Genomic DNA, 19,353 nt, shown 5'->3' on the forward strand with positions numbered 1-19,353 from the left:
CGTCGTCACCGCCGCCCTCGCGGCCGGCTACCTGCTCGGGCGGCTGCGCCCCTGGCAGCGTCCGGGCGGGGCGGCCGATCAAGCCCGCGTCAGCGGGCAGCACGACGGTGTGGCGCCGCCGGGATGGTGAGCATCCCGGCGGCCGTCGTCAGATGACGATGCTCAGGGTCCCGGGCGGTTCGTCCCGCCTCTGGCTGAACGTCTCCGGAACGAGCACGGCTGTGATGCCGAGCCAAGTTCCGACGGTCTCGACGAACTCGGGGTCGATGCCCCAGAGGACGAGGAGTCCGATGACGACCAGGATCACCCGGCCGCGCCTGTGGCGGGGCGAGAGGGGGTGTCCATGGGTACTGCTGGGTATGAAGCCCATAGGCTGTGTTCCTAATCTGCCGGTCTTGCCGGCGGTCGGACCGCGTTCGCCCCACAGGTTGGTAGCCAGGGAGGGGCGGCGCGGTTCTCTACTTCTCCGACCCCTTGTGGTCGGAGAAATCTTCAAGGCCCGTCGGTGGGAGTCCTCGCTGGTGGAAAGGTCGCACCAGCCGGTAGACGGGGCGGGAGCCTCTTCCCGAGCGGACCGCGAGGGTGTCGAAGTACTCGAAGCCCGCAGGCTCCAGGACTCCGTTCTCGACAAGGTCGTCGATGCCCGTGGCGACGGTCTTCTGGGCCAGGCCGTACCACTCGCTGATCCGGGCCTGGACGAGGGTGAACTTGTTCTTCCTCTGGGCGAGGGCGATCAGGAGCATCGCCTTACCCGGGAGGGAGAGCTTCGTGTGGAGGCCCTCCTCCCAGTACTCGAACGGAAGCTGGAGGTACTTCTCCCCGGCGTTCTCGGGCGGCGCGTACGGTCCGTTGCCGTCCTCCATCCGCTTGGTGACGGTCGTCCTGCGCTGTGATCCACGGGCCGTGGTGATGAGGCCGAGGTCCTTCAATGCCTTCCAACTGCGTGAGACCGCGGAGGCACCTGTCTTCTCGTCGGAGATGCCGATGGTCCTGGCCCAGGTCGTCGACCACTCCGTGACCGAATGGTCGTTGGCACCCGTGATGGCCGCGACCAGAAGGTAGAGGTCAAGGGCCCGTTCCTGGCGGCTCGCGACCAACGACCTGAGAGGTCCAGGTCGGGTGTCCGGCGCGTCGCCGAGCTGGACGAAGGCTCGACGGATCGGGACGGTCCGGTTCTTCCTCTTCGATCGGATCAGGATCATCTCGATGGTCCTGTCCTGGCTCATGGAGCTCTCGGTGTCGGGGGTGACAGCCGACTCGTCCTGGCCTATCTGGTACCCCGACTCCGGCTCGGTTGCAGTCTTCTGAATCGGCGTCATGGCGAGAATGATGGCATGACGATGCCGGAGGCGTCCAACCTGGCAACGCTCGGTCAGCTCCGCTGACTTGAGGGATGAGAGTGTGAGATAGATGAACCAGTTAGATAGCTATGTGAGAACACAGCGTAGGACGACTACTCAAGACTACTCGTACGCGGATTGATGGACCCCGGGTGCCCGGGGCTGCAGTTCGTGGACGGACCGCTAGCGGGAGAAAAATCTTGGGTGGACTGCCCCAGACGGCAGGGTGCGGGCAGTGCGCAGCGAGCGCGGCGTCCACGATCCGCTCGTCCAGGCCGGGGTCGTGGTGGCGGCCGCGGCTGTAGCTGATGGCGATGGTTTGTGTCAGCCGTATGCCGATTCCGGTCAGTTGGGTGCCGAAGGACTGGGATACCTGGGACCAGGACGGCAAGGCCGTGCTGTCCAGTACTCGGCGGAGGGGCCGCACATGCCGGGAAGCCGTGCCGAGGATCGGCAAGACAGTCCGATGGCCGTGTTCCCGCCGGCGTCGGGGCGGGCGGCGGCGATGCCCCGGCTGCTGGACCTCGACGGACGTGGAGAGCTGACGGCCGCGCATGTACGCCTGGTGGCTCAGGCGTTGGGGAAGTCGGAGCGGACGGTGTGGCGGTGGCTGGCCGCTGCCCGGGAGGATCACCGCCTCGCCCGGGTGGAGTCGTCCCGTTTCACGGTCACCACGGAGGTCCGGCGGCTGCTTGCGTTGTGGGGCGGGAACGCGTCCCGGGTCCACGCCGAGCTGGTGCAGCGGGCGGCCGAGGATCCAGACGCGCCCCCGGTACCGTCGCTTTCCACGTTGCACCGGGCGATCCGCCGGGACCTGACCCGTGGGGAACGGGCCGGTCTCAAGAGCGGGGAAGCGGCGCGGCGCGCGCATGACGTCTTCGGGCAGCGGCCGGCGACTCACCGCAACGCGGTGTGGGAGGGCGACCACAAGCACGTGCCCGTCGAGGTGGACGTGGAGGGTGAGCTGGCCACGCCGTGGGTGACCTGGTTCATCGACTGCGCCACCAAGGCGATCACCGGGGTGGCGGTCACCGCGCACGCGCCGAGCCGGGACGCGGTGCTGGCGTCTTTGCGGATCGCGATCACCCGCACCGAGCCGTTCGGGCCAGTGGGCGGGCTGCCCGGTCAGATCCGGGTCGACCGCGGCAAGGAGTTCCTGTGCCGGGCGGTCACCGTGGCGATGGGCGCGTTCGCCGTTCCCGTGACCGATCTGCCCGCCTACAGCCCGCACTTGAAGGGCACGATCGAGGCGCTGAACGACGCGGTGGAGGAGATGTTCCTCGTCTCGCTCCCCCGCTACACCGGCCGCCAGAGACTCACCAGCGGCCGGCTCGCCGACCCCGAGGCCCCGCCGCTCACCTACGAGGCGTTCGTGGGCCTGCTGCTGGACTGGGTGACCTGCTGGAACACCCGCCATCACCCGTCCGCGCTGAACGGGAAGACTCCTGTCGAGGCGTGGCAGGCTGATGCGACGCCGCTCACGGACGTGTCCGCGGGGCAGCTGGCGACGTTCGCCCTGGAGGACAACGGCCGCACGTACACGATCAGTGGGGTGCGCTGGCGCCGCCGCGATTACCTCGCCCCGTGGATGAACGGCCGCACCGGCACCAAGGTCTCGGTACGACACCTACCCCATCACGACGACACCATCGAAGTCTTCGACGCCGCAACCGGCCGCCACCTCGGCTCGGCGTTCCTGGCCGCTGCGGCGAGCCGGGAGCAGATCCGTTCCGTCCAGGCCGCGCGGACCGCCGCCGCCCGGCGGCTCAAGGCCGATCTGAGGGCCGCGGAGAAGCTGCGTCGGCGGCGTTTCGAGGCCTCCACCACCGCGGCCCCGCCTCGTCCACTCGTCGCCCCGACCTCCGCGCAGGCGGAAGAGGAGCTGGGAGCGGCGGCGCAGACGGACCGCCGTGCGCTGGCCCGTCCCGACTTGGTTCCGCACGGCCCCGCACCCGATACCTGGGCCCGCCCCAGGCCCCCGCGCACATCCACTCCTGATGAGGACCAAGCTGATGATCGCTGATCTGGACTACGGGCTGCTGCCCGACGAGAGCGAAGACCACTTCCTGGGCCTGGAGCAGGCCCAGTTGGTCGGTACCGACACGCTGCTGACCACCCGGGACAACATCGAGGCCGTCATCGAGGCGAAGGCCATGATGTGCGTCTACGGGCCGGCCGGATCCGGCAAGACGATGTCGGTGAACTCCGCGCTGCGCCACCTCGCCCCGGACATCACCCACCGCCTGGAACTACGGGCCGGACCGACCCCCAGGGACATCCGCCATGGTCTCTTCCAGGCGCTGGGGCTGCCCGGTGAGCCGCCGACCCGCCCGATCGAGTTCGACACCCTCCTCAAGGAAGCGCTCGCCGAGGAGTTCCGGGTGCTGGTCTGCGACGAGGCGCAGTGGATGAAGAAAACCGGGTTCGAGTTCTGGCGCCACCTGTGGGACGACAAACGCACCAACATCGCCGTGATCTTCGCCGGAGGCGACGGCTGCTACAAGGTCCTGCGCCGCGAACCCATGCTGGCTTCCAGGATCTTCATCTGGCAGGAGTTCACCCGCATGTCCAAAGACGAGGTACGGGCCACGATCCCCGCCTTCCACCCCGTCTGGGCAGACGTCGACACCGCGTTGATCGACGCGATCGACAAGCAGGCCGCCCACGGCAGCTTCCGCAACTGGGCCAACATCACCACCCACATCCTCTCCGGCATGAAGAAGCTCAACCTCAAACAGGTCGACGAAGACCTCGTGCGCTGGGTCTACAGCAAAATCGGCGGCATGTAGTGACGGCCGGCAGTCTCCCGGCCGTCACCGTCCTCATCGACAAAGACGACCACCCCGCATGGACGGCCGCCGCGCACGCCGCGCACGACCCGGCCATCGGACGCTTGACCGTCGACCCCAGCCCCGCCAACGGCGCACCCGCCGCCCTCGCCCACGACCTGCTCTACGCCCTGGGCAAACGACTCCCCACGGGCGGAGAACCCTATGGGACATGGGCCGGCTCCCAGCGCCCCGCCTGGGACGCCGTCGCCGCCTGGATCCTCACCCACCGCATCGGGCATCTCATCGTCTGCCGCACCGACCGCCTCACCACCGCCCGCCAGAAACAACTGCTCGCCCTGCGCAACGGCTGCGGCATCCACCTCACCCTCCTCTGGCACCGGCCCGCCGGCCCAGCCCTGGGAACACTCCTCGAGCAGACCCCGTACCACCTCGTCGACGCCCTCCCCCATGCCCATGCGGTCCTGGCCCGCACGAAACACTCACCGGACGGCACGCGAAGCGCCGGACAGCAAGGGCCCACCGGACCGGCCCCCAGCCTGGACGACGCGCAGTGGATCACCTCCCCGACGTGGCCGGACGGCGTGGTGACAGTCCGTCCGAAACGCGCCGGGTGCCCGGGCGCGCCCGAGCTCACCTCCACGAAGAGCGGCGCACCGCCCGCGCCAGGGCATGACCGCACGCCGGCAGACATCCTCGCCGCGCGGCTGAACACCGTGGCGCACCCCTGCACGCGACAGCCCTAACCATCCACTCGGTCACCGGGGCAGACATCAGCCACCTCGCGCTGATCCGCGGCATCGACATCAACGAAGCGGCGACCGCCGTGAAAGTCCACGACAGCGCAGCCCACCGCAGATGCCGGCTCTATCCCCTCCCAGCCTGGGCGCGCTGCCTCGTACGCGCCGCCGGCATCCACGGACAGCTCAAGGACCGTGCACCGGACAGCCCACTCTTCCCCCTCATCACCGCCCGAGACGGCCACCAACTCCGCCTCACCGCAACAGGAATCCGCTACACACTCAGCCACCACCAACAGAAAGCGACGACGCCCGCCCGGCCTCAGCCTTCGGCACCCAATCCCCTGCTACCACAGCCCTGAACAGCGACAACACACCCCGCGCCATAACGACCGGCAACCAAACGACCCGCACCATCACCAAAAACGACAGCACAAAATCGGCATCCCTGACAGCAGTCGAGTCACCCACCACAACCCACTAAACAGCAGAGAGCTCGACCCCCACCCACTGACACCACAACGCCGAACCACCACCGACAAAAACCCGCAGATCATCAAGGAGCGAGGGGGCGCAGCGCCATGACCAGTTCGATGGTGAACTGCCTCAGCGACCCGAAATGCGCCTCGATCGGGTTGGCCCAGGAGGCGTAAGCCGAGGGTGAAGCACAGCTTGGCCTTGACCCCGAGTCCTGGACACGGGTTGTGCGGCTGGTGCCAGCATGGTCCATGCCGTTCTGCAGGCGATCGGGCTGCGCTGTCCGGGACGGGAGTGACGGCGTCGGGTGTTGTAGCGGTGCAGCCGGCGGAATGCGTCGAGGCGGCTCCTCCACCCGGTGGGAGGCGGGCGTGCTCGGCGCGGCCCGCTGGCCAACCTCGCCCTCACCGGCAGGGAGCACCTCGAACGCACCCTCCGCCGAAGTTCGCGGCACAGACAGCACCGCCCCGCCCCGGCCTGACCGACGGCTTTTTCACCAGCACCGGACGCGAACTGACTCACCGCCATCCACTCCACCTTGAGCAGATCAGTGTGGGCGATGGGCTTGCCGAGCGCCGGGATCAGGACGTCGGAGGGGGATCGTCGGCGGCGTGGGACGCCGACTCCGCCGCTGGCGGGGCGTCCGCGGCCGAAGCGGCCCAGCTGGCCAGGAGCCTGAGGCGGTCCTCGGAGGCTGAGCCTGCCTCGGGTGTGTAGGTCATCAGGGCCTGCCTGTTGTCCTCGGGGAGGCGGAACGCCTCGTAGTCGAGTTCGAGGGTGCCGACCGCGTGGTGATGGATGAGCTTGCGGCCGTGGGTCTTGTCGCGGACGGTCTGCCGGCTCCACAGTGAGCGGAACTCGGGGCTCTTGATCGACAGCTCGCCGACCAGGGCACCGATGGTGGTGTCGTCGGGGTCGCGGCCGGCGTTGAACCGCAGGTAGCCGACGACCTCTGTCGCCACGGACTCCCACTCGGGGTACATGAGGCGGGCGGCCGGATCGAGGAAGATCTGCTTCGCGTAGCCGGTGCCCGTCCGGTCGGCGTCCGTGATGTCGAACAACGCGTCGGCGAGGCTGTTCCAGGCGAGCGGGTTGAAGCTGGGCCCGACCAGGACGGCCGGGATGTCGGGCATCAGGTCGAGCAGCCGGAGCAAGCCGGGGCGCACGGGCGCGGCGGGTCGCCGGGCGCGCCGCGGGCCCGCCGGTCTGACCAGGCGGCGCAGGTGGGCGCGTTCGGTCGGGTCGAGCCGTAGCACGTCCGCGACCGCGTCGAGGACCGAGTCCGAGACGCCCGAGCCGTGCCCCTGTTCGAGTTTCGTGTAGTAGTCCGTGCTCACTCCCGCGAGGAGGGCCACTTCCTCGCGGCGTAGACCGGGTACCCGTCGGCGGCCGTACGTGGGCAGCCCGACGTCGGCCGGCTGGATGCGGCCGCGCCGGGCGCGCAGGAACTCACTGAGCTCACTGGAAGACACCGGCTCAGCTTAAGAGGCCTGCTCCGGTCCAGAGTGGCTCTGCGAGAACCAGGCAAGGTCCAACCTGGTTCGCCTCGTCCGCCGCGGTGTTCTGTGGTTCCGGGCCGCCGGTCGCATGTCCTTCCGGCCGGGCGGTGCCTACCAGCGACCGACGCGACAGGAGAACGTCATGACGTACCGATCGATCAACCCCTTCACCGAGCAGGTGGTGGCCGAGCACCCCGAGCACAGCGACACGGAGACGGAGGCGATCCTGGCCCGCGCCGAGGAGACCTACCGGTCCTCCTGGAGCCGGATGTCCTACGCCGAGCGCGGCCGGGTGCTCGCCGCGGCCGCCGACCTGATGCACGAGCGCAGGGAGGACCTCGCCCGGCTGGCGACGACCGAGATGGGCAAGCGCTGCACCGAACTGCTGTGGGAGGTGGACCTGTGCGTCGAGATCCTGCGGTACTACGCCGCCCACGCCGAGCGCATCCTCGCCCCCCGCCCGCTGGAGGTCGCCGCCGGCTCGGCCCGCATCGAGGCGAACCCGCTCGGTGTCATCTTCTGCATCGAGCCGTGGAACTTCCCCTTCTTCCAGCTCGTACGCGTCGCCGCGCCGATCGTCATGGCGGGCAACACGATGATTCTCAAGCACGCGCCCTCGGTGCCCGGCTGCGCCTTGGCCGTCGAGCAGATCTTCACCGACGCGGGCGCGCCGGCCGGCGTCTACGCCAACGTCTTCCTCACCGACGACCAGTGCGCGGCGCTCATCGCCGACGACCGGATCAAGGGAGTCGCGCTCACCGGCAGCGAGCGGGCCGGTGCCGCGGTGGCCGCCACAGCCGGCCGCGCCCTGAAGAAGATCACCCTGGAGCTGGGCGGCAGCGACGCCTTCCTCGTCCTCGACGACGCCGACCTCGACCTCGCCGTCTCCATCGCGGTCGCCAGCCGCACCATGAACACGGGCCAGGGCTGCGCCTGCTCGAAGCGGTTCATCGTCCACTCCAGCCTGTACGACGCGTTCCTGGAGCGCTTCACCGAGGCGTTCGAGGCGCTCGTCGCCGGCGACCCGATGGACGACGCCACCGACGTCGGCCCGCTGGCCTCCGAGGCCGGGCTCGCGCGCGCCCTGGGGCAGATCGACCTCGCCCGGACGCACGGCGCGAAGGTGGTCACGGGCGGTCACCGGATGGAGCGGGAGGGGTTTTTCCTCGAACCGACCGTGCTGACCGGCGTCACCCCGGACAACCCCGTCTTCCGGCAGGAGATCTTCGCCCAGGTCGCGATGGTGTTCTCGGTCGACAGCGACGAGGAGGCCATCGAACTGGCCAACAACTCCCCGTACGGCCTGGGCGGCTCCGTGATGTCCGCCGACGTCGAGCGGGCCGAGAGCGTCGCGGCCCGGATGGACACCGGCATGGTCTTCATCAACCGGGTCGGCGACGCGGGCCCCACCCTGCCGTGGGGCGGCGTCAAGAACTCCGGCTTCGGGCGGGGGCTGTCGGACTTCGGCATCGGCGAATACGTGAACTGGAAGCTGATCCGCACCGGCGCCTGATCCACACCGCCTTTCACCACCTCAGGAGAACAGCATGCCCACCGGTTGGCTCGACATCCACGCCCACTTCAGTCCTCCCGGCACCCCGGAACAGGTCCGCAGCGTGTGGCAGGCCATGCGCGACGAGTGCTTCCTGATGCCCGATCCGTACGTCTGGTCCGCGGAGGAGGCACTGCGCCACATGGACGAGACCGGCGTCGCGATGCAGTTACTCAGCCAGGTCCCGAGGGTGCACGGCGTGCCGGACCCGGCGGCCGTCCACGCGGGCATCTCCGCCTCGAACCGCTACGGCGCCTCGCTGGTGGCGCAGCGGCCCGACCGTCTCGGTCTGCTCGCCGCGCTGCCCACCGACAGCGCCGATAGCGCCCTGGCCGAGCTGCGCCGCACCGACGAACTCGGTCCCGACGGCTACCTGCTCGTCGCGCCATACGCCGGTGTGCACCTCGGCGCCGGGTTCCTCGAACCGGTGTGGGGCGAAATCGAGCAACGGGGCAAGGCCGTCCTCGTGCACCCGGACGCCCACGCGCCCGCGGCGCAGGGCCGGCCGAGCCCCCTGGCCGAGGTCGCCTTCGACACCGCGCGCAGCGTGATCGACATGCTGTACGCCGGTGTCCTGCTGCGTCACCCCGGCCTGCTGGTGGTCCTCGCGCACGCCGGCGGAGCCTTCCCATCCCTGGCCGGACGGCTCGAACTGCTCGGCACGGAGCTGTGGGTGCCCAACCCTCATCACGTCACGCAGAGCGAGCTGCGCGAGCAGATGTCACGGCTGTACCTCGACACTGCGGCCTCCGGATCCGACGGCCTGCTGGGGCCGGCCGTGCACCTGGTGGGCCGGGACCATCTGGTCTACGGCTCGGACAGCGGCACTCCGTGCACGAGCGGATCGAACGTGAAGACGGTGATCGAGCAACTCCACCGCTCCGTCGCCCTCGGTCCGGGGTTTGCCGAGTCGGTCGGCCGACGCGGGTTCGATCTCTTCCCGCAGGCCACTCGCAGGGCGTCCGGCTCGACGGTGTCCCGGACGGCTTGAACCGCAGTTCCCTGCGCGCACCCCTGCACGGGCACGGGCCCGCCGGACCACCGCGACTGGGCCAGACGTTATGCCGGGGTGCGCCGAGAACCCTCAGCGACGACCACGAGAACACACGAAGGAGCTCACACCCCATGGCCACGCGGAACTCGCTGATGATCGACGAACTGCGCAGCACCGGGACGACGAGGGAATTCGGCGATGTCATCGCCGTGCTGCACATGGTCGGCGCCCGGTCAGGAAAGCCGCGTGTCACGCCGGTGGCAGCGTTCCCTGACGGCGATTCGCGCTACCTCGTGGGCAGCGCCGCGGGCTCGCCCGTCACGCCGGCCTGGGTGCACAACCTGCGTGCGCACCCCGAGATCGAACTGGAGGTCTCCAACGGACACGGCGGCGTACGTACGATCCGCGCGATTGCGTTGGAGCTGGAGGAACCGCAGCGCACCGCGCGCTGGCAGTGGGCCATGACCCAGTGGGCGGGCTTCCACGACATCGCCATGCGCACCGACCGGGTCTTCCCGATCTTCCGTGTCGACAGGCACTGATCTCCGTTCGGGAGGCTCGGCGCACGAGGCAGAGGTTCGCGAGTTCCTCAGCTTGACTCTGACACGAAAAATGGAGTGAGTGTGGTCAGGCGGCTGGGATGGGTTCGAAACGGACGGTGAGCCCGAGACGGTTGGCCTCCTTGGTCATGCGGTGCATGGCGTGTTCGGGGTCGCGTCGGCTCCTGCGATGCTGGCGGGTGCAGTTGCCCGGCAGCGGCCCGCTGACGGTGACCTGGTGCTCACGCTTCGCGCGATCCAAGGGGACCAGGGAGGGTGTAGCCACCGTCGACCAGGTGCTCGGCCAGCAGCAGCCAAGCAGCCCGCGACGCGCCAGGCGAGTGTGGATATCGCGCAGGCTAAATGTCCACTCAGAGAGTGACTACAATCTTTCCCCTGGCATGGCCGGTCTCGCTCAATCGGTGTGCCGCGGCGGCGTTCTCCAGGGTGAAGACGCCAGCGAGCGGCACAGTGAAGCGGCCCTCCTCGGCGAGGGCTGCGGCGGTGGTGAGCCCGTCGAGCGCCTGCGGGTCTGCGCCGGGGCCCGCAGAACGGGTCAGATGGACCCCGTGCTCAGCGGCGTTCATGTCGGCGAGGGTCACCACCCGCTCCGCGGTGCCGGCGAGGTCCACCAGGTCGGGCAGTGAACCGGACCCGACACAGTCCAGGGCGAGGTCCACTCCGTCGGGTGCCAGGACACCTACCCGCTCTGGCAGCCCGGGACCGTAGGTCGTCGGTTCCGCTCCGAGATCGGCGAGAAAGTCATGATTGTGCGGGCCAGCGGTGCCGATGACCGTCGCGCCGCGGGCCACCGCAAGCTGGACGGCGAGCGTGCCCACCCCGCCGGCCGCGCCCTCGATTAGCAGGGTGCTGCCCACCCCGACCTTCAACAGATCGAGAGCACGCGCGGCGGTCTCCACGTTCGCGGCGACGCCGCCGGCCTGCTCCCAGCTCAGAGCATTCGGCTTCAGGGCCCAGGCGGACAGCACGGCGTACTCGGCGTTGGCGCCGCCGAGCTGCCCGAGCTCGGTGAGGGAAACGATGCCGAAGACCGCGTCGCCTGGCCGGACATCATCGACCCCCGCGCCGACCTCGTCGACGACCCCCGCGGCGTCCACGCCGAGTACGTGCGGTAGACGCACCGGCATCATGTCGCGGAACTGCCCTGAGCGCAGGCCGCAGTCGGAGGGAGCAACGCCGGAAGCGCGTACGGCTACTCGGATCTGCCCTGGTCCCGCGTGCGGTTCCGCAACGTCAGCAACCTTGAGCACGCTCGCGGGACCGTACTCGGAAAACGTCAGTGCCTTCATGGGACCCGAGGGTACAAAGGCTCGCCGCCCGTTCGGCATCGCGCCCGGTGCTGCACCGCCCAGGACAATCGACAGCGCGTCCCCTGGCCTTCGGCGATGAGCCCTTCGTTTGTCGCCGGTACGGCCGACGGGCTCCTTGGCAGTTGCCCTTTATGGTGTCCCACCGCCGGCTCACGGACGCCTCATGCGAACGTGGGGCCCTGAACCCAGGAGATCGTGCGGCTGGTGTGGGGTGTGTCAGAGCGGAAGGGTTATGCCGAGTTCCTGCATGGCGGTGGAGGGCGGGCCGCCTTCGGAGCGTTCGGTCTTGTATCCCTTGGTGCCGGCCGCCAGTGTGCGGGGGTCGACGGCTTCGGCGGGGGCGCCGGTGGCGTAGAGGCCTTCGGGCTGGGTGTCGCGGTCGTGAGGCAGGAGCCAGAAGACGCGGCGGCGGAAGGTGCCGGAGGAACGGGAGGCTTTCGCCTGGGGGCCCAGGAGGGCGTAGCCGATCATGCGTCCGTCCCGGTGGTACGGGGGTTTGCCACGGCGGGTGGGCAGGCGGTCCAGGCTTTGGCGGACGTAGTCGAGGTCGGTGATCTCTTCGAGCCAGACGAGGTCGATCTCCTGGCTGATCTCGTCCTCGGTGATCAGGGAGCTCATGTGTTCGCCTGCCTCTCGTTCTCGGGGAGCAGTCCGATGCCGGGGTAGTACTTGCGCTGATTGGACAGGATCATTTCCTTGGGCGAGGCCAGACCGGCGAGTTCGCGGGCGCGGGCGGCAAAAGCGCGTGAGGTCATGGCGGGGGCGCCTTCTTCCTGGCACCAGGTGCGGTAGGCGGCGTAGAGGCCGGTTTGCTCGGCTCGCAGTTCGGGGCCGAGAGTGCAGCGTTCTTCGAAGAAGCGGCCGGTGTGGTCTTCGGTTTCCGCGTACGCGGTGGTGGCGATGCGGACGCGTTCGGGTCCGGTGAGGTCCTTGTCGCCGGCAAGGTAGCGGCGGGCGCCGTCGATGAGCCAGCCCAGGATGCCGGGGCCTTCTTCGGTGACGAGGATGTCGGCGAGATTGTCGATCTTGCGGTCGTCGGAGACGACGCGGGTGAAGGGGATCAGGCGCATGCGGCGCCAGAACGCGAATCCGCCAGTGCCCACTTCGGGCCGGTGGTTGCCCAGGAGCCAGAGTTTGTGGGTGGGCTGAAAGCTGAAGAAGTCCTGGCGCATCCGGCGGGCCTTGATGCGGTCCCCTCCGGTGAGGAGCTTGACCCGGGCCTCGTCGAACTTGTCCCCGTGCTTGACCTCGGAGCAGACGATGACGCGACGTCCGTGGAGTTCGGCGAGGTCGGTGGGGTGCCCGTCGTAGGGGCGTGCCATGAGGAAGCCGGGTGGGGCGGCGTCCGCGTAGTCGCCGAGGAGTTTCATAAGGACGTCCAGGAGGACGGACTTCCCGTTCTTTCCGGAGCCGAAAAGGAAGGGCAGGATCTGGCCTCCGACATCGCCGGTGACGGAGTAGCCGAGGAGGAGTTGGAGGAACTCGATCATCTCGGTGCCTTCGGGATCGTTGCCGAAGGTGTCGGTGAGGAAGCGGTTCCATCGTGGGGTCGGGCTGATCCGGGGTCCGACGGAGGTGGAGCGGGAGTGGAAGTCCTTGTTCGGGTCGGGTGTCTTCAGCAGGCCGGTGCGCAGGTCGACGATGCCGTCGGGGGTGCACAGGGCGTAGGCGTCGGCGTCGAGACGTGCGGCGTTCAGGACCATGCCCGGGGCTGATTTGGCCTGGGTGAGCATGGCGTTCATGCCGGTGGTGGACAGGGCCCGGCGGCGGTGCTGGTGAAGGGCCTGGGTGGTGAAGAGGCCGCGAGGGTCGCTGGAGGCGATGCTCTCCGCCAGGTCGCCCGCGGCCCAGACGACGGTATCGTCCTCGTCAACCTGCCAGCGGGTGGTGTCCCACCTATACCAGCCCATGCCGGGGACGTGCCGGTAGTCGTTGGCGTAGAGCTTGACGAAGAGCTTGGCGTTGCCGCGGTCGGTGAGGGTGTCCGGCAAGAGCCCGTTGCGTGTCGCTTCTCCGGAGGTGGTGGCCGGGGGCGGTGCGAGGGACTGCGCGGGCAACGGCAGGGTGCCCTGCTCACGGATCTGTGCGGCGACGAGTTCCGGGTCGAAGTGGAAGAGCATGTTGTCGTTGCCGGGTGATGTCATCACCGGCTCCCGGGGTACAGGGGGCGCTTGAGCCCGGCGGCCATGCCGCTGCGGATGATCTGTTCGGCTCGTCGTTCCTGGCCAGGGCGGGCGGCGGCGGCGCTCTGCAGGAGGAGTGCCTCGGCTTCTTCCTGGGGGAGGCGTCCTGCCGCGACGAGGCCGCCGAGGGTGTAGGCGGCTCGGTTGAGGGTGTCGGAGAACCCGGCTCCCTCCATGACTTGACCGCACGCCTCTACCGGGGCGAGGACGGAGGTGAGGATGCTCCGGGTGGTCTCGCGGCCTCCGCCTGCGGCGATGACTGCCTGTTGCGCTCGCGGCGGTACCGCGCGGGGAGCGGGGACGTCCAAGGTCGGCAGGTGACCGGTGCGTTCGAGTTCCTGGGACAGCCAGTCCGGGAGGACCGCTGGGTACCGTACAGCGCCCACGGGCGTGTAGGTCCCGGCTGCAGTGATGGTGCCGGGGGCGATGATGTAGCCGCCATGTGCCCGGACGTCTACCTGCCAGGCCAGAGCTCGGCCTCCGCTGGAACCACTGGAGCACTGCCAGCGGCTGTTGTCCCTTGCCCGGTACCAGACATGAAGTCCTCCGGAAGGAGTCCGCACTCGCAGGGTGGACGCGTCGTCTGCCGGGCTGGGAACCCCGCGCAGAGCCGCGAGTACGGCGATGGTGTGGAACCCGCTGGTGAGGCCGGAGAGGTTGACCCGTTCGCCGATGGGGATGCCCGGAAGGAGCCTGTCCCGGCTGGGAGGTTCAGTGGTATGAGCGTCGATGTCGATCACGATCAGCCCCGCGGGGCCGCAGGAGACCCCGACGCCGAACTGGGGATTGTCGCCCCACCAACGGTCAATGCGACGTTGGTCCAGCGTGGCTGCGTGGAAACTGTGGCACCAGCGGCCTGCGGAGGGACAGCCGCATCCTGTGTGAACGTGGCCCAGTTGCCGGCAGGCTTCGCAGTTTGCTGCAGGGGTCTTCCGGCCGGGAGCCAGAGGATGGACCGGCCAGCCCTGGCGCGCACACCATCGCGCCGTGGCAAGCGGCGCTTGAGCGACTGAAGGCGCAAGACCTTCGCCCCATGAGTCGCTGGGGCAAGTTCGCAGGTCAGCAGGCATACTCACCCCCTCATAGCGACCGAAGCGACTGAACAACAGACACACCTTAGCGAACTGCCAGCGCTGGCGGCGCTGCCTTGACAGCCAGGGCGCGTCTCATGTCGGACCGTCCGTTGAAACTGCCCGCCGGTTCAGCGACTGATCCTCGTGGGCAGCGACCGGAACGCTTCGGTCGCTGCCCACAGCACCTTAGAAACCAGCAGGTCAGAGACACAAGGCTCAGATATCAGCGACTGAAGCGACTGAAGGCCGCTATATATGACGCACACGCGCACGCAGGAGTCCTTGATATATGTGCAGGCTCAGTCGCTTCAGTCGCTGCTGAGAACATCCAACCCCATCTGACCTGTGCTTTTTGTCCTGTGCGACTGAGCGACTGAAGGTGAGTTGAGTCGCACACCTTCAGTCGCTTGAACCGGGCAGCGACTCAAGCGACTGAAGGTACGGCATCCACAGTTGAACTCTCGGTCGACAGCTACTGAGTGTTTGGGCGATGCGTCTCGGACGCGATGAGCTTGGTCAGCTGAGTGAGCGCGGGCTTCACCACCACGACGGCGCGCCGTGCTCAGGCGACACGAGGCTGCTCGTCCGCGAGGTGGGCGTCGCGGCCCCAGCCGGGACGCCCACACTCGATGTGTGCCCGGAGCCCGGCCCGGCCGGGAATTGACGCGGGAAAACGTGCACGGACGGCGGGGAATCGCTCATGGACGGTTCGAAACGTCGGTGAGCGGCTCGCGTCAGCCAGAGGTGTCGCGAGCCGCAGCCGTGGCGGACGTCCGCGGAAGGGGCGATCGATGTCGACCGCGTTTCCCATCGCTCGGTATTTCCGGTCCGACGGCGGTGGACCGCTTTCCGGGGCCTCACGGAATTCCTCATTACCTCAGGGGTAATCGACTGACCGGACGTCACGAGGAGAGAGTGGGGGCAGGCACCGTCGTACGACGACGGCCCGCTCAGACGTTTCCGAGAGGACGCACTTCATGACGCAGTACACCACCGCCGTCAGCCGGTATCTTGCCGCCTGGAACGCCCCCGACTCCGAAGCCGTCGCCAAGGCCGTCGCCGAGGCGTGGACCGAGGACGGCACGTACACCGACCCGCTGGTGGACGTGAAGGGGCACGAGGGCGTCCAGGCCGCCATCGAGGGTGCGCACCAGCAGTTCCCCGGCTTCGAGTTCAGGCTCAAGGGCGAGGTCGACGGCAACCACCACATCGCGCGCTTCTCGTGGGACCTGGTCTCGACGGCCGACGGGTCGTCTCCAGCGGGCGGTTCCGACGTCATCACGCTGGCGGAGGACGGCCGGATCAGCTCGGTGAGCGGATTCCTCGATCGGCTTCCGTCCGCGTGACCTCCGCGCGCATCGACTGAAGCGCTTCCGCCGTCTCCGCGTTGGCGGACAGAAAGGTCTCGACCACCAGCTCGGAGACGGTGACTTCGGTGGGCGAGCTCAGAGTCATCAGCGCCGACACGAACGACAGCACCTGCCCCTCGTGCTCCAGCAACAGCGGCACTGCGTAGGTGAAGAAGTCGCCGTCCATGAGGGATCCGGTGTCCTCGCCGTGCTGCCCCGGAGGGACCGGGTAGCCCCTCACCTCCTCGTACAGCGCTCTCAGCGGCGCCGATCTGCTCATGGTGAGCCGGTGGCGCAGGCGTCCCAGCAAGTGGGCCCGCCACAGGGGGAATCCGCGGATCCGGGGGGCGAGTCCCTCGGGGTGCAGGCTCAGCCGTATGACGTTGAGCGGCGGGGTCAGGAGATGGCCCGCCACGTCGGCGACCAGCGCGTGGAAGGTTCCGTTGGCCTCGACGACGTGGTACTGCGCGTCGTGGATCAGGACCGGGTTGGGTTCGTAGGCGACGAGCAGCCGGCGTAGCTCCGCTCGCAGGACGCTGAGGTCGCCGGACTCCCCGAAGGAGCTCTCGGGAAAGAGCGGGGCGAATCCAGCGGCCATGAGCAACACGTTGCGTTCACGAATGGGAATGTCCATCTGGTCCGCTAAACGTAACAGCAAGTTGCGGCTCGGACTGGTCCGCCCGGTCTCGATAAAGCTGATATGCCGGGCCGAACTGTCAGCCCTGGAAGCGAGTTCGAGCTGGCTCATCCGGCGTCTGGTCCGCCATTCGCGCAACAGGGTTCCGACGTCCCGTCCGCGCCCTACGCACCATTCGTTATAATGCATGCATTAACTCTAGCGTGTTCGCATTGTCAGTAAATATATGCTAAATTCGGTCCAGAGGTACTCATCCGGTAAGCGCTTCCGTCGTCCACCGGCGCAGTCCCGCGGCATCCATGGACGACAGATCGGCCGCGGCCCGCGCCGTCGGGGCCCCGCCTCCCAGGCTGGTGAACTTCTCCCGCACGAGCTCCGCGTGGTGGTCGCGGGTGTGCGGTCCCGCGGCGCCGAGCGGGATCAGCTGCTCCCGGGTCATCGTCCGGCCGTCCTTGAGGGTGACCGTTACCCTGGCCCCGGTCGTCTTGGTGGCCCGGGTGAAGTCGGAGGGCTCTCGGCCCTCGTTCACCTCCCGCGCGATCCCCTCGGTCTCGGGGCCGCCGAACGCCCTGATCCAGGGCCCCGCCCTGGTCCCGGCAGCCCGGACCGCCTCGCCGAACGGCGCCTCGGAGGCGAACAGGGCGCGGGTGAGGTCCGGGTCGTGTACGACCCGGACGCGGTCGGCGAGACGCCAGCGGTCCGGCTCGGCCAGCAGGGGGCCCTCGAAGTCGGCGACCGCGAGGCGGCCGGTGAGCAGCGCGGTCGCCACCGGATAGGGGGTGTGCAGGACCAGGGCGCCGAGGGGCGCGTCGGGTCCGGTGACGTAGCTCTCGGCCTTGTGCCCCGCGAACAGGGTGTACAGCGAGGCCTCCACGACCACCTCGGCCACCTCGTCCGCGGTCGGCCCGCCCAGTTCCCGGTGGAGTTCGAGGGCGCAGTCGACGGCCGCGTCGATCCCGGGGCCGCCGGGGCGCATCTTGAAGGAGAGCGTCTCGGTGTACCAGCGGCTGCCGAGTCCGTCGGTGAGCGCCTCGGGAAGTGGAGCATCCGCGAAGGCGGCGAGGAACCCGTCCGGGTGCTCCATCAGGTCCGGTGCGCCGCGCAGTCCCGCGGCGGCGGCGTCGCAGGCGTCCAGTCCGGCGCGCACCGGGGTGAAGGTGTTCAGGAGCCGGGCGTCGCTGGCGAGGAAGGCCCGCATCAGGGGCCGGTGCGGCATCGCGAAGGCCAACCCGAGGGCGTCGGCCCAGCGGGGCGCGGGGGCGCCCTCGCAGTGCGAGCGGCCACTGACCGCGCCGGCCAGGTGGGTGTGGACGGCGCTCTGTCCGCGCAGCGGGCCCAGGGTCGCCGCGGCGGTCATGCGGGCCGCGCACTCGTTGGCGGCCACCACCGCGGTGATCAGCCGGGCGCCGTCGAGGCCGAGGCCGTGCGCAAAGGCGAGGGGCACGGCGACGGTTGAGTTGGACAGGTGTCCGGCGTAGGCGGTGTCGTCGAGGTTGAGCCACGAACCCAGTGCGGCGAGGACTCCCGCGCTCTTCAGGGGGTCGGCCTGCAACGGCGGTCCGAACGCCGTGACCAGTCGCTGTCCCAGGGGGTGGGCCAGTCCGGCGCGGATGGCGGCGGCCTGCGACAGCACCTGGCTGGCCGCGAGTCGGCGCACCCGTTCCGGGATGTCGGCGTGCCGCAGTCCCGCGGCCCAGTCGCAGAGGTCAGTCAGGGCGGTCATGCGGTCTCCGTAGCGTCCGGTCCGGTTCCCGCGCGGGAACCGCTGGTCGAGAGGCGTGCGGTGGGCGGGCCCCACACGGTCAGTGCGGCGGGCAGCACCTCCAAGGTGACGCGCCGCAAAGTGGGCGGCTGGAGTTCGCCGTCGTGCTCGAAGCAGAGCGGGGCTCCGTCCAGCCGTTCGACGACGATGCGGCTGCCCCGCCCGTAGAAGATCCCCGGGCTGCCGAGGTGGTCGCCGTGCCGGGTCAACTCCGGTACGAGGGACGGCGCGACGGACCCGTCGACGACGCACACATCCAGCAGCCCGTCGTCCAGCTCGGAGCGGGGCAGCACCTGGTACTGGCCGCCCCGGAAGCGTCCGCCGCCGACGTTGGCGAGGACCGTCGGGCCCTCGTGCAGCACGGTGCCGTCGACAGTCACCCGGCCGGGGTACGGGGTGAAGGCGGCGGCCGACTCGGCGAAGGCGCGGGCGTAGCGGGCGCGGCCGCTGAGCGGGATCGAGCCGGCCACCCGCAGGGCGTCCGCGATGACGCCCGAGCAGGCGCCGAGGAAGACCTTCGCGCCGGTCTCGGCGACCCTGGCCAGGTCGAGCGGGCGCGGTACCGCGTCCTGCGCGGAGCCCGTCAGGATGGCGTGCAGGCTCTCCCGCCAGGGGCGTTCGCCCCAGAGCATCAGATAGCCGGAGTTGCCGGTGCCCGCCGGGACGACGGCGAGTGCCGGGGCTCCGCCGGGTCGGTGCGGGGGCGTGCCGGTCATCCCTTCGATCACCTCGTGGACGGTTCCGTCCCCGCCGACGGCGACGACCAGGTCCACGGCGAGGTCGCGGCGGCCTGCGCAGGCGGCCCGGGCGGCGGCCGTGGCGTCGCCGATCCGCGCCGTGCGGTGCAGGGTGACCTGGGTGGACGCGCGCGCGAACAGCGTGAGGAGGCTGTCGAGGAGGGCGTCGTCGATGGTGCCTGCGGTCGGGTTGGCGATGACGACGGCATGCCGGGGCGGCGGCGCGGTGGAGAGGGTCATGGAGGCGGCTCCCGTCGAGGGTCGAGCGGTGCGCGGGCGTTCGCACCGTGGGCATACGCCTCGGTCGCGCTCGCGGACGGGTCCGCGGCGGGGCATGGCGGTACGTCGCAC

The 19,353-nt window shown here is 69.3% G+C and carries 18 protein-coding genes and 1 pseudogene; 7 read left to right on the plus strand and 12 right to left on the minus strand.

The window, feature by feature from the left end:
- Positions 1 to 148 precede the first annotated feature (148 nt).
- Together ACFTZC_RS28110 and ACFTZC_RS28115 are read right to left on the minus strand one after the other, a co-directional pair.
- Positions 149 to 370 (minus strand): hypothetical protein, encoded by a 222-nt coding sequence (locus ACFTZC_RS28110; protein ID WP_382894372.1) that lies wholly within the window; start codon positions 368 to 370, stop codon positions 149 to 151.
- A gap of 88 nt (positions 371 to 458) precedes the next feature.
- The gene (locus ACFTZC_RS28115) at positions 459 to 1,319 is read right to left on the minus strand and encodes a hypothetical protein (RefSeq protein ID WP_382894373.1); all 861 of its coding nucleotides are present in this window, start codon (positions 1,317 to 1,319) and stop codon (positions 459 to 461) included.
- A 526-nt stretch (positions 1,320 to 1,845) separates the two neighbouring features.
- Here ACFTZC_RS28115 and ACFTZC_RS28120 point away from each other — a divergent pair.
- From ACFTZC_RS28120 to ACFTZC_RS28130, 3 genes are read left to right on the plus strand one after another with little or no spacing between them, the layout of a single operon-like run.
- A complete protein-coding gene (locus ACFTZC_RS28120; protein WP_382894551.1) occupies positions 1,846 to 3,363 on the plus strand; it encodes a Mu transposase C-terminal domain-containing protein in 1,518 nt (505 codons plus the stop codon).
- Entirely contained in the window at positions 3,353 to 4,129 is a 777-nt protein-coding gene (locus ACFTZC_RS28125) for an AAA family ATPase (protein ID WP_042162222.1), read from the plus strand. Before ACFTZC_RS28120 ends, ACFTZC_RS28125 begins: the two co-directional genes overlap by 11 nt.
- Positions 4,129 to 4,875 (plus strand): hypothetical protein, encoded by a 747-nt coding sequence (locus ACFTZC_RS28130; RefSeq protein ID WP_382894375.1) that lies wholly within the window; start codon positions 4,129 to 4,131, stop codon positions 4,873 to 4,875. The genes ACFTZC_RS28125 and ACFTZC_RS28130 overlap by 1 nt, the downstream gene beginning before the upstream one ends.
- A gap of 1,052 nt (positions 4,876 to 5,927) precedes the next feature.
- Here the strand turns inward: ACFTZC_RS28130 and ACFTZC_RS28135 are convergent.
- Positions 5,928 to 6,818, minus strand: a complete 891-nt coding sequence (locus tag ACFTZC_RS28135; protein ID WP_382894377.1) for a helix-turn-helix transcriptional regulator — start codon at positions 6,816 to 6,818, stop codon at positions 5,928 to 5,930.
- 169 nt (positions 6,819 to 6,987) lie between these two features.
- Between ACFTZC_RS28135 and ACFTZC_RS28140 the strand changes: the two genes are divergently transcribed.
- The 3 genes from ACFTZC_RS28140 (at position 6,988) to ACFTZC_RS28150 (ending at position 9,933) form a co-directional block, all read left to right on the plus strand.
- Positions 6,988 to 8,358, plus strand: coding sequence for an aldehyde dehydrogenase family protein (locus ACFTZC_RS28140; RefSeq protein ID WP_382894379.1), 1,371 nt, complete (start codon positions 6,988 to 6,990; stop codon positions 8,356 to 8,358).
- Between the two features lie 34 nt (positions 8,359 to 8,392).
- Positions 8,393 to 9,388, plus strand: coding sequence for an amidohydrolase family protein (locus tag ACFTZC_RS28145; RefSeq protein ID WP_382894381.1), 996 nt, complete (start codon positions 8,393 to 8,395; stop codon positions 9,386 to 9,388).
- A 134-nt stretch (positions 9,389 to 9,522) separates the two neighbouring features.
- Positions 9,523 to 9,933 carry a nitroreductase/quinone reductase family protein gene (locus ACFTZC_RS28150; RefSeq protein ID WP_382894383.1) on the plus strand — a complete coding sequence of 137 codons (411 nt, stop codon included), beginning with the start codon at positions 9,523 to 9,525 and terminating at the stop codon, positions 9,931 to 9,933.
- An 85-nt stretch (positions 9,934 to 10,018) separates the two neighbouring features.
- Here the strand turns inward: ACFTZC_RS28150 and ACFTZC_RS28155 are convergent, their stop codons facing one another.
- The 5 genes from ACFTZC_RS28155 to ACFTZC_RS28175 all read right to left on the minus strand — a co-directional run bounded on the left by ACFTZC_RS28155 (position 10,019) and on the right by ACFTZC_RS28175 (position 14,514).
- Complete coding sequence (locus ACFTZC_RS28155; protein WP_382894385.1) at positions 10,019 to 10,192, minus strand: hypothetical protein; 174 nt, start codon at positions 10,190 to 10,192, stop codon at positions 10,019 to 10,021.
- Between the two features lie 109 nt (positions 10,193 to 10,301).
- Positions 10,302 to 11,240: an NADP-dependent oxidoreductase gene (locus tag ACFTZC_RS28160; protein WP_382894386.1), complete on the minus strand. Its 939-nt coding sequence runs from the start codon at positions 11,238 to 11,240 to the stop codon at positions 10,302 to 10,304.
- A 237-nt stretch (positions 11,241 to 11,477) separates the two neighbouring features.
- A complete protein-coding gene (locus ACFTZC_RS28165; RefSeq protein ID WP_382894388.1) occupies positions 11,478 to 11,879 on the minus strand; it encodes a DUF6009 family protein in 402 nt (133 codons plus the stop codon).
- On the minus strand, positions 11,876 to 13,405 hold the full coding sequence (locus tag ACFTZC_RS28170; protein WP_382894390.1) for a phage/plasmid primase, P4 family: 1,530 nt from the start codon (positions 13,403 to 13,405) through the stop codon (positions 11,876 to 11,878). Before ACFTZC_RS28170 ends, ACFTZC_RS28165 begins: the two co-directional genes overlap by 4 nt.
- Positions 13,405 to 14,514 (minus strand): bifunctional DNA primase/polymerase, encoded by a 1,110-nt coding sequence (locus ACFTZC_RS28175; RefSeq protein ID WP_382894391.1) that lies wholly within the window; start codon positions 14,512 to 14,514, stop codon positions 13,405 to 13,407. The genes ACFTZC_RS28170 and ACFTZC_RS28175 overlap by 1 nt, the downstream gene beginning before the upstream one ends.
- Before the next feature lie 980 nt (positions 14,515 to 15,494).
- Here ACFTZC_RS28175 and ACFTZC_RS28180 point away from each other — a divergent pair.
- Positions 15,495 to 15,863, plus strand: a complete 369-nt coding sequence (locus tag ACFTZC_RS28180) for a nuclear transport factor 2 family protein (RefSeq protein ID WP_382894392.1) — start codon at positions 15,495 to 15,497, stop codon at positions 15,861 to 15,863.
- Here ACFTZC_RS28180 and ACFTZC_RS28185 read toward each other — a convergent pair.
- From ACFTZC_RS28185 to ACFTZC_RS28200, 4 genes and pseudogenes are all read right to left on the minus strand, one after another.
- Positions 15,820 to 16,464, minus strand: coding sequence for a transcriptional regulator (locus ACFTZC_RS28185; RefSeq protein ID WP_382894552.1), 645 nt, complete (start codon positions 16,462 to 16,464; stop codon positions 15,820 to 15,822). The genes ACFTZC_RS28180 and ACFTZC_RS28185 overlap by 44 nt on opposite strands.
- Positions 16,465 to 16,491: 27 nt before the next feature.
- Positions 16,492 to 16,692, minus strand: a pseudogene (locus tag ACFTZC_RS28190) (helix-turn-helix domain-containing protein); the annotation flags it as partial.
- Between the two features lie 61 nt (positions 16,693 to 16,753).
- Positions 16,754 to 18,226, minus strand: a complete 1,473-nt coding sequence (locus ACFTZC_RS28195; RefSeq protein WP_382894394.1) for an MmgE/PrpD family protein — start codon at positions 18,224 to 18,226, stop codon at positions 16,754 to 16,756.
- Positions 18,223 to 19,242: a diacylglycerol/lipid kinase family protein gene (locus ACFTZC_RS28200; protein WP_382894396.1), complete on the minus strand. Its 1,020-nt coding sequence runs from the start codon at positions 19,240 to 19,242 to the stop codon at positions 18,223 to 18,225. Before ACFTZC_RS28200 ends, ACFTZC_RS28195 begins: the two co-directional genes overlap by 4 nt.
- Positions 19,243 to 19,353 lie beyond the last annotated feature (111 nt).

The sequence above is a fragment of the Streptomyces sp. NPDC056987 genome (assembly GCF_042673865.1).
GTDB lineage: Bacteria > Actinomycetota > Actinomycetes > Streptomycetales > Streptomycetaceae > Streptomyces.

Bases quoted from the DNA above. Each gene is read 5' to 3' on its own strand.
- ACFTZC_RS28110 (WP_382894372.1), bottom strand. From the start codon at position 370: ATGGGCTTCATACCCAGCAGTACCCATGGACACCCCCTCTCGCCCCGC.
- ACFTZC_RS28115 (WP_382894373.1), bottom strand. From the start codon at position 1,319: ATGACGCCGATTCAGAAGACTGCAACCGAGCCGGAGTCGGGGTACCAG.
- ACFTZC_RS28120 (WP_382894551.1), top strand. From the start codon at position 1,846: ATGCCCCGGCTGCTGGACCTCGACGGACGTGGAGAGCTGACGGCCGCG.
- ACFTZC_RS28125 (WP_042162222.1), top strand. From the start codon at position 3,353: ATGATCGCTGATCTGGACTACGGGCTGCTGCCCGACGAGAGCGAAGAC.
- ACFTZC_RS28140 (WP_382894379.1), top strand. From the start codon at position 6,988: ATGACGTACCGATCGATCAACCCCTTCACCGAGCAGGTGGTGGCCGAG.
- ACFTZC_RS28145 (WP_382894381.1), top strand. From the start codon at position 8,393: ATGCCCACCGGTTGGCTCGACATCCACGCCCACTTCAGTCCTCCCGGC.
- ACFTZC_RS28150 (WP_382894383.1), top strand. From the start codon at position 9,523: ATGGCCACGCGGAACTCGCTGATGATCGACGAACTGCGCAGCACCGGG.
- ACFTZC_RS28160 (WP_382894386.1), bottom strand. From the start codon at position 11,240: ATGAAGGCACTGACGTTTTCCGAGTACGGTCCCGCGAGCGTGCTCAAG.
- ACFTZC_RS28165 (WP_382894388.1), bottom strand. From the start codon at position 11,879: ATGAGCTCCCTGATCACCGAGGACGAGATCAGCCAGGAGATCGACCTC.
- ACFTZC_RS28170 (WP_382894390.1), bottom strand. From the start codon at position 13,405: ATGACATCACCCGGCAACGACAACATGCTCTTCCACTTCGACCCGGAA.
- ACFTZC_RS28175 (WP_382894391.1), bottom strand. From the start codon at position 14,514: ATGCCTGCTGACCTGCGAACTTGCCCCAGCGACTCATGGGGCGAAGGT.
- ACFTZC_RS28180 (WP_382894392.1), top strand. From the start codon at position 15,495: ATGACGCAGTACACCACCGCCGTCAGCCGGTATCTTGCCGCCTGGAAC.
- ACFTZC_RS28185 (WP_382894552.1), bottom strand. From the start codon at position 16,464: ATGGCCGCTGGATTCGCCCCGCTCTTTCCCGAGAGCTCCTTCGGGGAG.
- ACFTZC_RS28195 (WP_382894394.1), bottom strand. From the start codon at position 18,226: ATGACCGCCCTGACTGACCTCTGCGACTGGGCCGCGGGACTGCGGCAC.
- ACFTZC_RS28200 (WP_382894396.1), bottom strand. From the start codon at position 19,242: ATGACCCTCTCCACCGCGCCGCCGCCCCGGCATGCCGTCGTCATCGCC.